General features: G+C 44.4%; 11 protein-coding genes. 2 read left to right on the top strand and 9 right to left on the bottom strand.

The window, feature by feature from the left end; translation table 11 throughout:
• Positions 1-109: 109 nt before the first annotated feature.
• The 5 genes from KQI91_RS01525 to KQI91_RS01545 form a co-directional block, all read right to left on the bottom strand.
• Positions 110-1,147 (bottom strand): hypothetical protein, encoded by a 1,038-nt coding sequence (locus tag KQI91_RS01525; protein ID WP_216391116.1) that lies wholly within the window; start codon positions 1,145-1,147, stop codon positions 110-112.
• A 217-nt stretch (positions 1,148-1,364) separates the two neighbouring features.
• Complete coding sequence (locus KQI91_RS01530; protein ID WP_216391117.1) at positions 1,365-2,600, bottom strand: ABC transporter permease; 1,236 nt, start codon at positions 2,598-2,600, stop codon at positions 1,365-1,367.
• Positions 2,600-4,423, bottom strand: coding sequence for an efflux RND transporter periplasmic adaptor subunit (locus tag KQI91_RS01535; protein WP_216391118.1), 1,824 nt, complete (start codon positions 4,421-4,423; stop codon positions 2,600-2,602). The genes KQI91_RS01530 and KQI91_RS01535 overlap by 1 nt, the downstream gene beginning before the upstream one ends.
• Positions 4,420-5,133 carry an ABC transporter ATP-binding protein gene (locus KQI91_RS01540; RefSeq protein WP_216391119.1) on the bottom strand — a complete coding sequence of 238 codons (714 nt, stop codon included), beginning with the start codon at positions 5,131-5,133 and terminating at the stop codon, positions 4,420-4,422. Before KQI91_RS01540 ends, KQI91_RS01535 begins: the two co-directional genes overlap by 4 nt.
• 87 nt (positions 5,134-5,220) lie before the next feature.
• A complete protein-coding gene (locus KQI91_RS01545) occupies positions 5,221-6,612 on the bottom strand; it encodes an aminopeptidase (RefSeq protein WP_216391120.1) in 1,392 nt (463 codons plus the stop codon).
• 380 nt (positions 6,613-6,992) lie between these two features.
• Between KQI91_RS01545 and KQI91_RS01550 the strand changes: the two genes are divergently transcribed.
• Complete coding sequence (locus KQI91_RS01550) at positions 6,993-8,705, top strand: ABC-ATPase domain-containing protein (protein ID WP_216391121.1); 1,713 nt, start codon at positions 6,993-6,995, stop codon at positions 8,703-8,705.
• 326 nt (positions 8,706-9,031) lie between these two features.
• Here KQI91_RS01550 and KQI91_RS01555 read toward each other — a convergent pair whose 3' ends face one another.
• From KQI91_RS01555 to KQI91_RS01570, 4 genes are all read right to left on the bottom strand, one after another.
• Entirely contained in the window at positions 9,032-9,694 is a 663-nt protein-coding gene (locus KQI91_RS01555) for a methionine ABC transporter permease (RefSeq protein ID WP_216391122.1), read from the bottom strand.
• Complete coding sequence (locus KQI91_RS01560) at positions 9,684-10,694, bottom strand: methionine ABC transporter ATP-binding protein (protein WP_216391123.1); 1,011 nt, start codon at positions 10,692-10,694, stop codon at positions 9,684-9,686. Before KQI91_RS01560 ends, KQI91_RS01555 begins: the two co-directional genes overlap by 11 nt.
• A 67-nt stretch (positions 10,695-10,761) precedes the next feature.
• The gene (locus KQI91_RS01565) at positions 10,762-11,682 is read right to left on the bottom strand and encodes a MetQ/NlpA family ABC transporter substrate-binding protein (protein WP_216391124.1); all 921 of its coding nucleotides are present in this window, start codon (positions 11,680-11,682) and stop codon (positions 10,762-10,764) included.
• A gap of 230 nt (positions 11,683-11,912) precedes the next feature.
• Positions 11,913-12,059, bottom strand: coding sequence for a hypothetical protein (locus tag KQI91_RS01570; protein WP_216391125.1), 147 nt, complete (start codon positions 12,057-12,059; stop codon positions 11,913-11,915).
• 275 nt (positions 12,060-12,334) lie between these two features.
• Here KQI91_RS01570 and mnmA point away from each other — a divergent pair, with 275 nt between their 5' ends.
• Entirely contained in the window at positions 12,335-13,444 is a 1,110-nt protein-coding gene (mnmA, locus tag KQI91_RS01575) for a tRNA 2-thiouridine(34) synthase MnmA (protein WP_216391126.1), read from the top strand.
• The last annotated feature ends 133 nt before the right edge of the window (positions 13,445-13,577 follow it).

Below are 13,577 nucleotides of genomic sequence, written 5' to 3' on the forward strand. Positions count from 1 at the left end.
AAGACAGACAAAATGACCGGGATCAAAAGCTCTCCCGGTCATTCGTCTATTAAATACTGTTCACTACGTTCACAGTATTAGTCAAATTCAGATAATGTCAATCGTTTTATCATTCAGCGTCTGCGCTGTCATCTGTTGCAGCACTGTCATCTGTTGTCTCTGCAGCTTCGCTGTCGTCTTTGGATGCGGCATCTTTCTTGTCATCTGCCGGTGCGGCATCTTCTTTGGCTTCTGGTGCACCTGCATTCATCACAACAACTGCTGTTGCATTTCCATCCGCATCCAGAGTAACTTTGATCGTATCACCAACCTGAATATCTGTCAGTGCAATTGCTTCTGTCTTCATCTCAGGAGCCTGACCATCTGCCGGTTTCTGATCACCAGACTTATCATCTGCCTTAGCGTCATCTGCTTTCGCATCAGCACTATCATCCTTTGTTTCATCTGTACTGTCAGCATCTGATTTATCCTCCGTGTTCTCGTCCTTATTATCTGCGTCAGAACTATCTGATGCTTCTTTTGTATCCTCAGACTTTTCACCATCTTCCGGTTTTTCACCATCCTGTGGTGCCTGACCGTCTTCCGGTTTCTCCGGTGCTGACTGTTTTTCATAAGTTGTTGTATCTGTCACTTTAATGTCCTGAGATTCTCCTGTCAGATCCAGCATAGACGGAGCTTCTCCATCCGGTGCGCCCTTTGAATCATCCGGTTTTACATCTTTATTATCTGTGTCAGAAGCATCTGCTGTATCATCGGTTGCTGCATCTTCAGACTCGTCGGCACTGTCTGCATCATCTTTTGTATCTTCCGCAGCCGCATCCTTACTGTCCGCATCAGCACTATCCTTTGCTTCCGGCGCATCATCCGGCTTCTCGCCATCCTGTGGTGCCTGACCATCTCCCGGCTGCTGTCCTTCTTTCATTGTTCCAACATTAATGGTGATACTGTCTTCTCCGACTGCAGTAACTTCACCATAAACTTCTGTAGTCTCAGCAGAATCTGAATCCGTTGCATCCGCCGTATCCTCTGCATCAGTTGCTGCATCCGCAGCTGTCTCTGTCGTTGTATCTGTTGCTGCATAAGCCATATTTACAGATGTAAGTGCCATTGTCAGTCCAAGAATCATTGCTGCATATTTACGTTTCATGATAGATCATATCCTTTCTTCATACCGATTTTGCATCGGTTTTATATCTGTATTTGTTGTTTACAGGTAATACTATAAAGAAAAGCTGTGTTTCCTTTGTGAAAGAAAAAAGGAGATCATGTGAATTAACTTTAAGCAAACCTTAAAATTTATCAGCTCTCAGGCATAAGAAAAGCCCATAGCATTTGCCATGAGCTTTATCTGAAATCAGTTAAATTTAATTTCTTCTCAATGCTTCGATCGGGCTTAACTTTGCCGCTTTTTTTGCCGGATAAATTCCGAAGAATACACCAACTGCACATGAAAAAAGTGTTGCTGCAAGGATCACGGTGGGGCTGATTCCCGGAGTGATCGTCATTCCCATGCTTCCGCTCATGATCGAGCAGATTCCATATCCTGCAAGAATTCCAAGGATGATTCCTATGATTCCGCCCATAACTGTCAGAATTGCCGCTTCCGCCAGAAACTGAAGCATGATCGAAGAGGTTTTTGCGCCAAGAGATTTACGGATTCCAATCTCACGTGTCCTCTCTGTAACAGATACCAGCATAATATTCATAACACCGATTCCACCTACCAGAAGTGAAATTCCGGCAACAAATGAAATAAATGCTGTTACCATGCCAAGCATCTCATTCATTGACTGCAGCACATCCTGAAAACTCTGCACATGGAAATAGTCTTCTCCTGCACACTGATGACGTTTCTCCAGAAGATGCACTACCTGATCTGCAACAATCTGTGAATCAAGTGTCTTATCTGCCTGTACCACCGTAATGGAATAGAACTCATCTGTTCCTCCCACAAGATCATCCATAGAGGAATATGGAATATTTACTGTAACCGGCATTCCATCATATGTATAACTTACAAAAGTGCCATTTTCTTTTTGTGTGGTGACACCCATGATACGAAACGATTTTGATGAATCGTAACAGGTAATATCAAGACTCATCCCCACAACATCATCTGTACCAAACAGCTGCTTTGCATCTGTATCCGAGATCACGCAGACATTTTTGCCCTCTTCAACCTCTGCTTCACCAAAATAGCTGCCATATTTCATATCTGAATTATTGATCATTTTGGCATCCGGGCCTTCACCCGTCAGCATAATTGAAAAGTTTCCCTTACCAGTCACTGTTTCGCCGTCATAGCTGTTGGAAACGCTGACACCACCTACTGTATCCAGCTTACGAATCTCCTGCACATCATCCGGTGTGATCCATTCATCTTCTGTCATGGCATCGCTGCTGACATCGATGGCGATCAGTCCTGAACCAATGCCATCAATCTCACTGTTCATCTGATTCTTCGTACCCTCACCAATGGAAACAATGGCAATAACAGATGCAATACCAATGATGATACCAAGCATCGTCAGAAAAGAACGCCCTTTATTGGCACGAATGTTCTGAACAGCCATTTTTACATATTCATATAATCCACCCATCAGACACCTTCTTCTGCCTCTGTCACTGTACTTCCATTATCAGAAGTCGTATTTTCTGCTGCTCCACTGTCTGTGTCTCCTGATGCATTAACTGCTTCTGCCGGCATGCCTTCTTCCAGAGAACCAAGATCCCGGATGACCTGATCTCCTTCTTTAATGCCATCAAGCACTTCCACATATTCATCAGAACTGATGCCTGTCATAATATCTTTTCTGGTAATGATTCCATCCTCCAGAACATAACAGAAGGAACCTTCTTTTCCGATATTGACCACCTCTGACGGCAGAACCACCACATCATTTGCTTCCTCCGCATGAATCGTTACTTTTGCATCCACACCAAGAAAAATGTCCTCATCCGGATTCTTGATCCGAACATCTGCAGAAATCAGAGAAGCGCCTTTCTCATTCTGAGTCGCAAGATGACTGACATTCGTCACCTCTCCTTCATAGGTCTTTCCTGCAACTGTAATGTCTGCTGACTGCCCTTCTTTTACCTTGTCATAATCATATTTTGAAACATTTACGTTGACGTCTACCTTATCTGTATTCTGCAACGTAAACAGCTCCATTCCAAGTGTTGTCGAAGCCCCTTCTACTACAGAAACCTTCGTGACAACTCCATTAAAATCAGCCTTGATTCCTTTCTTTGCGGCCTCTACCAGTTCCTGTGCAGACATCTGATCCAGTTCCGAAAGATTATTGGTAATCTCCATTTTTTCTTTCTCTTCTTCAGTCACTGCACCCGGATCCGCTTCTGCAACCGCCTCCTGTGAAGAAAGCTTTGACTGCAGTTCTGCCAGATCATTGCTTGCCTTTTCAAGGGCAGTCTCCAGTGCAGTCGTATCAGCTGTTACCGTTGTATCAGCTGTACCGGAAGATGCAAAATCCGCATTTCCTGCAGATGTTCCATCAGAAATGAAATCGGAATCTCCAGTAAAATCTGACATGGACGGAGCCTCTGGTTTTTGTGCTTTGTAATCCTCGTAAGCTGTCTTTGCGCTCTGATAAGAAATCTGTGCATCACTTCTCATCTGCTCTGCGATTTCCAGTGCACTTTCATTAACATCACTCTGCTCCGTCGACCATGCCTGAAAAGCCATCTGATAACTGTTTTCCGCCTGATTGTATTCTGTCTGGGCCTGATTCATTTCATTGTTCAGCACATTCAGTTGCGTCTGATAAGCAGGAAGTGTTTCATTCTGGTATGTATTCAAAGCCTCATTATATGCTCTCTGTATTTCCTGCTGCTGTGCCGCCTGTGCAGCTGCCGCCTCTGCCTGTTTCTTTGCAGCGGCCTGTGCTGCCTGTGCCTGTGCACTGGCATTTACCTGTGAAATTCTCGCTTTCAGTTCTGAAACATAATTTTCCTGTGCAGATACCTGCTGTTTCAGACTTGCCACATCTCCTTTTGCATCCTGCTGCTTCTGCACAGCCTCCGCAGACTTGTTCAGGGTATTCTGCATGTCCAGCTTTCCTGATTCTACATTCAGGTCTGCCTTTTTGGCTTCTCTTTCCAGATCCTTCTGGTCAAATTCGATCAGCTTTGTCCCCGCTTTTACTGTCTCACCTTCTTTCAGATCTGCAAGATCCACTTTGGCATTGACTGGGGAAAAATACGTTTTTTGTTCTTCGCTGACCACTGTTCCGCTGGTTTCTACTGTTTGTTGTACATTATCCCGTACAGCCTCAACCACTTCCACCTGCGGCATAACGGTTTCTGCAGTATTCGTACCACTATAGATTTTTACACCTGCCACCGCAGCAACTGCCAGTACGCAAACTCCTGCTGCCAGTTTTTTTCTGGACTTTTTCTTCTTCATTCTGCTTCCTCCTGGTCAAAATCCGGATTGATCGTATCAGATTCTATCTTGCCATCCATGATTCGCACAACACGCCTCGCCTGTGCCGCAATCCCATTATCATGCGTGATCAGAATAACGGTTCTTCCTGTCTTATGCATTTTCTTCAGAATTGCGAGAATTTCCTTACTGGAAGCTGAATCCAGATTTCCGGTCGGCTCATCTGCCAGTATGACCGGAGGCTGTGCAGCGATCGCCCTTGCAATCGCCACACGCTGCTGCTGTCCGCCGGACATCTCACTTGGCTTATGATCCATACGTTTTTCCAGCCCAACCATCTTGAGGGATTCAATTGCCAGCTCATGTCTTGTCTTGCGGTCAATTCCACGATAGATCAGCGGCAGTTCCACATTTTCAATTGCATTTAAATTTGCAATCAGATTAAATCCCTGGAAGATAAATCCAATCTCACGGTTTCGAACCTCCGATAATTCATTGTCCGTCATTTCGGACACGTCAGTTCCGTTAAGATAATATTTACCCGATGTAGGAATGTCCAGACACCCCAGCATATTCATAAAAGTCGATTTGCCGGAACCCGACTGTCCGATGATAGCCACCAGTTCACCCTTTTTTATTTCAAGGCTTACATGATCCAGTGCCCGCACCTCATTCTCACCCGGATTATATATCTTACAAAGATCTTCCACCTTGATCAACGTATCACTCATATTTTGCGTTCTCCTTTGATGTCACTGTTGTTTACAGCAGCCTTTCAGTTTCCATACTGAAATTATTTTTTATCATACGTATTTTTATCATGCATTTTCAAGAAATGCTTTGTATGCCTTCTTTGCTTCATAAATATCTGCTTTGCTTGTCACTTCCCACGGTGCATGCATGCTCAAAACAGCTACCCCACTGTCAATGACATTCATTCCATAAAGTGCCGCGATATAGGCGATTGTTCCGCCGCCTCCGACATCTACCTTACCAAGCTCAGCTGTCTGGAATGCCACATTACTTCCATCAAAAATGCCACGTACTTTTGCCACGTACTCTGCATTGGCATCGTTGGAACCGGATTTTCCTCTTGCTCCGGTAAATTTATTGAGGACGATTCCTCTTCCAAGATATGCTGCATTTTTCTTTTCAAAACATTCTCCATAAGCCGGATCATAACCCGCACTTACATCAGAAGAAAGCATGAAGGAATTCTTAAGTGTTCTTCGAAGTGCCAGTCCACTGTAGCATCCCATTCCTTCCAGAAGTTCTGCTACGGTATTCTCGAAGAAATTGGACTGCATACCGGTCGCTCCGACACTTCCGATCTCTTCTTTGTCTGTCAGCAGACAGCAGCTGGTGCGTTTTGGCGCGTCCATTTCAAGCATAGCCACAAAAGAAGTGTATGCACACACACGGTCGTCCTGTCCGTATGCCACGATCATACTGCGATCAAGTCCACAGTCACGTGCCCTGCCGGCCGGTACGATCTCCAGTTCTGCTGAAAGGAAGTCCTCTTCCTCTACATCGTATTTCTCTTTCAGGATACGGAGAACATTATTTTTCACTGCATCCTTTTTCTTCTCATCTTTTTCATCTTTGAGTGGTCTGCTTCCAATCAGGATATCAAGATTCTCTCCCTCGATCACTTCTGCTGCTTTTTTCTGAAGCTGTTTGCCTGCCAGATGGATCAGAAGGTCTGTGATGTATACGACCGGATCATCCTCGTCTTCTCCTACGTTTACATTGACAACCATACCGTCTTTCTTCACGATCACGCCGTGAATTGCCAGAGGAAGTGCCACCCACTGGTATTTCTTTACACCGCCGTAATAATGCGTATCAAGATATGCCAGATCTGTATCTTCATATAAAGGATTCTGTTTTACGTCCAGACGCGGAGAATCGATATGCGCCCCAAGGATGTTCATTCCTTTTTCAATCGGTTCCCCTCCGATATGGAACATCGCCATGATCTTTTTCATGCCAACTGCATAAATCTTGTCTCCGGCTTTGATCTGCTCGCCGGATGCAAGTTTTTCTTCTAATGAAACATAACCGGCAGCTTCTGCTTCTTTTGTCAGTTCGATCACACATTCACGTTCTGTCTTGCCGGCATCCAGAAATGTGCAATAATCCTTTGCCAGTTTTTCCAGTGCTTTTTCGTCTGCTTCTTCATAAGAAAGCCATGCGTTTCTTCTTTCCATAATATATAAAACCACCTTTCATCTGATTTCTGATTCATTTGATTTTCAAAATTCTTTCACCATTATAAAACAAACTTCTGCGTATTTCTACATTCTTCCAGATTCTTAATAAAGATATAAGATTTGTATAAGAAATTTTTGCACAATACGAAACCTCTGCCTGCATGTTCTTTGTTATTATATCCCGAACTGCTTGCGTTTTTTCATACTCCCGCACTATAATGATTTTGTTCAATACCAAATCCCGAATCTGTGATTTCAGCAATGTCTTAACTTCATAATAGTTACAGTCAGACTTTAAATGTACCTTAAATCCACAGATAAATCACAGTATTTTCATAAAACTATTTTGTAAATAATTTTCATAAAGGAGTTTTTTCATGCAGAACGCATCCGAATTAAAAACACAGCTTCAATCCGTCAACCGAAAAAGCTACCCTGCCTACAAATCCCTGAAGGGCAGTTATCAGTTTGACCGTTATATTCTGTCAGTCGATCATGTACAGGGCGATCCGTTTGCATCACCTTCCCATATCAGCATTCATGTTTCACGCAAAGATGCCGGTTTCCCGGACACATACTGTAAAAATCCACTCACACGCACCACGCTGGCCGATTATCTGACCCGTCAGTTTGAGCGTCAGGTCAATCAGTATACATTCCGTGCAAAAGGTTCCGGCAAAAGCGGCCTGATCTCTGTCAGTCACTGCGGTCAGGAAGTTCTCGCCCGTTCTGCCTGCGAGATCACAGACAAAGATATTATCGCCAGATTCTTTATTGGATTTCCCGCAAACGGGCGCACCATCAACGCCACGGAACTTGAAAAGATCCTGTTTGATTTTCTTCCTGTCTGTGTACAGAAAGCCTTCTTCTACAGAAATGTGAATAAAAAAGAACTGGAACAGGCAATTTTTCTTGCTGAAGATCAGCAGGCAATCCGTTGCCAGCTCAAAGAACAGCATCTCGTCGCATTCGTGGCGGATCATTCTGTCCTTCCTCGCGAAAGCGGTATTTCTTCCCGCCCGCTGAAAGATTCTGTCCCGTTTATCTCTCCAGGATCCCTTTGTGTAACCATGGATCTTCCACACAAAGGACAGATTCGCGGAATGGGAATCCCACAGGGCATCACACTGATCGTCGGAGGTGGATATCATGGCAAATCCACCCTTCTGAACGCTCTGGAACTTGGCGTATATAACCACATCGCCGGCGACGGACGAGAGTACGTGATCACAGACGCTTCTGCCCTGAAGCTTCGCTCAGAAGACGGACGTTTCATCAAAGACGTGGACATCTCTTTGTTTATCAATGATCTGCCAAACAAAAAAGACACCCGTTGTTTTTCTACAGCAGATGCCAGTGGAAGTACTTCTCAGGCTGCAGGTATCATCGAAGGCATGGAAGCCGGAAGTAAAGTTTTTCTTCTGGATGAAGACACTTCTGCTACCAACTTCATGGTTCGTGACACCTTCATGCAGGAAGTCATCTCCCGCGAAAAAGAACCGATCACCCCGTTTCTCGAGCGTGCACAGGACCTGTACAAAAATGCCGGAATCTCCACGATCCTGGTCGCCGGAAGTTCCGGAGCATTTTTCCACATCGCAGATACGATCATCCAGATGGATTGTTACCATCCTGTGGATATCGCAGACAAAGTCAGAAACTTATGTGGAAAATATCCTCTGAATCCTGTCAAGGCTCCTGCATTTACTATGCCGATAAGCCACCGTATCATACAAAAAAACGCTCCGGCAGTCCGTTCACATGGACGTGGAGCAGGTAAACCAGAACGTATCAAGATCAAAGTTCATGGAAAAGATGGATTTTCACTTGGAAGACAAGATGTAGATCTGCGTTATATTGAGCAGATCGTAGATTCCGAACAGACCGCAGCACTGGGATTACTTTTGAAATATGCTCTGGAGCATCTGGCTGATGGCCAGCGAACTCTCCCGGAGATTGTTGAATATCTGCAGAAACAGATTCAGTCCAAAGGACTTGCCTCCCTCGCAGATGGTTCTTATCTGCCATGTGGATACGCAGTCCCGCGAATCCAGGAAATCTATTCCTGTTTCAACCGCTACCGTCGATAAAATACCAGCCAGGCACAGACATCCCAGATCACCAGCCTCTCTGAAATATCAGACACAACGAAAGCAGCCGCCCTCCCGACGTTTCTTGTCAGGTGGCGGCTGTTTAGTGTTCTGTTTTATTTTTTAGGGAAAGGAAAGAGTTCCGGCAACTCTCCCGGCATTGAAGTGCTACCGGATTTCTTAAAGGGGTTTTCCTTTAAGACAAATACATCATACAATATAAATGTGAGGAGTTTTTGTCCTTTTTCTAATATATTTATAAAATTTCTAAAATAAATCTTTATATTTACTGAATAAACTTTATTCTTTGCTATAAGCACTCTCTTTCAGGCTTTTCGTTTATCCAGTTTTCTGGAGAGCATCATGCCAATTCCCTGCAGGATCTGCACGAGTACTACCAGAATCACGATCGTCACAAGCATGATATCTGTCTGATAACGGTAATATCCATAACGGATGGCGATATCTCCAAGTCCGCCTCCACCGACAGTTCCTGCCATAGCGGAGTAACCAAGGATCGTTCCAACTGCAATGGTAACTCCAACAAGGAGGGATGTTCTGGATTCTGCAAGGAGGACTTTCCAGATGATCGTTGGAGTTCCGGCTCCCATGCTGACTGCGGCCTCGATCACACCTGGATCCACTTCTTTCAGGGAAGATTCCACCATACGTGCAACAAACGGTGCTGCTGCAACTACAAGCGGCACGATCGTTGCCGTAGATCCGTATGTCTTGCCTACGAGCAGTCTTGTGAGCGGAATGACAAGGATCAGAAGGATCAGAAACGGAATACTTCTGAGGATATTTACGATCACATCCAGTACTTTATAAACAACTGCATTTGGATGAATGCCTTCTTTGTCGGTTATTGTAAGCAGGATTCCAAGAGGAAGTCCCAGTACATATCCGAAAAAGGTGGATACAAGGGTCATATATAACGTATCTCTGGTTCCTTCCAGCAGCATCGTAATTGTTGCATTATCCCACATCAGATTTCAACTCCTCTACTCCCATATTTGTATCTTTCAGATACTGAATCATCTTATCTGCAATTTCCTCGATCTCGGGAAGCTGCAGGATCATTTCTCCTTCTGCCGCTCCACCAATATTCTTGGTATCTGCATACAGAATGTTAACCGGCGTACGATAGGTCAGTACCAGGTTTGCAATGACCGGCTCAAAGGAAGATTTGTCCTGGAAGGTAACACGCACCAGACGTTTGCCTTCCATCTTCTGAATCTGCGTTCTTCCGCTGAATACCAGTCGACGTGCCGCTTCTGTCTTAGGGCTTCGGAACAGTTCTTCTACTGTTCCGGATTCCACCAGTGTTCCGCTCTCCAGGACAGCTACACGATTACAGATTTCCTGTACCACGCTCATTTCATGTGTAATAACAACTACCGTAATTCCATAATCACGGTTAATCTCCTTAATCAGTTCCAGGATTGCTTTTGTTGTCTGCGGATCCAGGGCACTGGTGGCCTCATCACAAAGCAGGATCTTCGGATCACTTGCCAGGACTCGTGCAATCGCCACACGCTGTTTCTGACCACCGGAAAGCTGTGACGGATAAGACAGTGCTTTTTCTTCCAGTCCTACCACTTTCAGATATTCCAGGGCTTTTTTGCGGGCTTCTTTCTTACTGATTCCCGCAATTTCCATCGGGAAACACACATTATCCAGTGCAGTTCTCTGCATAAGCAGGTTAAAGTGCTGGAAAATCATTCCTATATTCTGGCGCTCCTTACGGAGTTCTTTTTCAGAAAGCTCCGTAAGATTCTTACCATTCACCCGGACAGTTCCAGATGTTGGTCTTTCCAACAGATTCAGGCATCGTACCAGTGTACTCTTACCTGCTCCGGAGAGACCGATGATGCCGAAGATCTCTCCCTTTTCTATGGAAAAACTGATGTTTCTGGCTGCCTCTACCGTTCCGTTTTTAGTCGAAAAACTTTTGCAGAGGTTTTCTACCTGTATCATCGGTTCCATTTAAACTGTTCCTCCCGTTCCCTTGAAATATCTGTGTTACAACTTATTCTTTAATGTCTCAGCAATATTATTCTGCCTCTTCTGTAACCTCAGCTTCTGTTTCTGCATCTGCAGTATCATCTGCTGCTTCTTCTTTATCAGCATCTGCATCGTCTGCGGAATCTTCAAAAGGTACAACTGCTCCGTCGTATGTCTCGTTGATGTAATCTTTGATCTCATCGGATTTCAGAACATCTACCAGTGCTTTGACTGCTTCGCTGTCTTCGTTTCCTTCTTTGACTGCGATGATGTTTACATAAGTTTTAGCTGCTTCAGAATCAGATGTTTCATGAGCGATGGAATCTTTTGATACAGAATATCCTGCCTGCAGTGCGTAGTTTCCGTTCAGTACGACAAAAGCAACTTCATCTTTGACACGGGAAACCTGTGCTGCTTCCAGCTCTTCAATCTGAATATTCTTCGGATTTTCTTCAATATCTTTTACAGTTGCTTCCAGTCCTGCACCGTCTTTCAATGTGATAATACCGTTATCCTGGAGAAGAAGAAGTGCTCTTGCTTCGTTTGTGGTATCATTCGGAACTGCAATCGTATCTCCGTCTTCCAGTTCATCCAGTGTTTTCTTTGTTCCAGGATAGATTCCAAATGGCTCATAGTGGATACCACCGGCATTTACCAGATGTGTTCCCTGCTCTTCATTGAAGTTATCCAGGTATGGAATATGCTGGAAATAGTTTGCATCAAAATCGCCACTCTCTACTACCAGGTTTGGCTGTACATAGTCATCAAATACAGTAACTTCCAGATCCCATCCTTCTTCTGCAAGGATCGGTTTTGCTTCTTCAAGGATCTCTGCATGTGGTGTAGCGGATGCGGCTACTTTGATGGTTCCTTTTTCTGCGTCAGCGCTTACGAGAACGCCATTTGCTGTGATTGCTCCGATTGCCAGTGCTGCTGCAAGTGATACTGTGATAATTTTTGTGTTTTTCATAATAAAGTCCCTCTCTTTTCTCATTTCATTATTTTTCATTTTATTTTAGATTTTCTTATTTGTTTTTCTCTATTCAGTTGTATTTTTTATTCAGTTGTAAATTCGGATTACCTGTCATATAAACTTAAAAAAGGCAACAAAAAAACAGGAACCCAAGTCGGATTTTCCTGTTCATGTAATCTACATTGTATCTCACCGATACATCTATATTCACATTCTTGACATCTCGTTCAGGCCGTTCTGTGCTGACCCTCCGATGTCACAGGAAGTTTCCGATACATTGAAGCATAATCTGACATGGACATACACATGCACATTCGCATTTCCTTATCCATCATACACATGACTTTTGTCTGTACTGCTTTTTCTGTAAACATGATTCTTCCTCCTTAATGTTTTCTCTCGGTTTTTATTACCTATCTTTCCGATAGGTTTAATATACTACCACTTTCTGGATATGTCAACACCTTTTTTCATTTTTTTATTTTCATCTTTTTTCTTACTTATTATCATTGAACAGCAACGCTTGCTTGACACTGTATTTTTATGATGATACCATGTAACTGGCTGGCATGTAGCTTGAATAAAGTACAGCCATATTTTTTAATTTGTAACAACAACCAATACTTACTATATAACAGGAGAAATATATATGCAGAAAAAAGCAATCATCGCCATGAGCGGCGGAGTTGACTCCAGCGTGGCAGCTTACCTGATGGTTCAGGAAGGCTACGACTGCGCCGGTGCCACTCTGAAGCTTTATGATAATCCACAGTGCAGCTTCCCCGGACACCGTGCCTGCTGCACACCATCAGATACCGAAGACGCCAGAAGCGTTGCCGCACGCCTTGGCATGCTCTACTATGTCTTTCCTATGCATGACGAATTCCGTCACAGTGTCATTGATAAATTCGCAGATACGTATCTTCATGGAGGCACACCAAACCCATGTATCGACTGCAACCGTTTCCTGAAATTCTCTGCTCTTCTTGACAAAGCAAGAGAACTCGGCTGCGAATACATCGCAAGCGGACATTATGCACGTCGCGAGCAGGATCCGGAAACAGGGCGTTTTATTCTGAAAAAGGGTCTCGACCCGACCAAAGACCAGAGCTATGTTCTCTATGCCATGACACAGGATCAGCTTGCTCATACACTGTTTCCTCTCGGTACTTATACAAAAAAAGAAATCCGCCACATTGCACAGGAGCAGGGATTTATCAATGCTGACAAACCAGACAGTCAGGATATCTGCTTCGTGCCGGATGGGGATTATGCTTCCTTCATTGAACAGTATACCGGTCAGTCTTCCGAACCTGGTGATTTCGTAGATAAAGAGGGCAAAGTCCTCGGCAAACACAAGGGACAGATTCACTATACGATCGGTCAGCGCCGCGGTCTTGGCATTTCCGCACCGGAATCTCTCTATGTATGCGGCAAATCCCTGGACTCCAACAAGGTCATCCTTGGTGGCAAACAGGATCTGATGAGTTCCTGCTGCTATGTCAACGACATCAATCTGATTCCATGGGATCACCTGGACAAACCGATCAAATGCAAAGTCAAGACACGTTATCGTCAGCCGGAGCAGCCTGCAACTGTAGAACAGCTCGGAGAGGATCTGCTCAAGATCACTTTCGATGAACCGCAGCGTGCTGTCACACCTGGACAGGCCGCCGTTCTTTATGACGGTGATATGGTACTCGGTGGAGGAACCATCCTGCCAGAAGGACTTGCCTCTACCTTAGCTGCCGAAAAATAATCTGACATCCCTAAAAGGGGCTGTCGGGAAATAGACGCTTCTAGAACAGGGAGGGTGTAACTCGTTTTGAGTTACACCCTCCCTGCTTTTACTAAAAAAGAAAAAAAGATGGCTAACGATAACCATCTTTCTC

It is taken from the genome of Blautia sp. MSJ-19, from assembly GCF_018918125.1.
GTDB lineage: Bacteria > Bacillota > Clostridia > Lachnospirales > Lachnospiraceae > Blautia_A.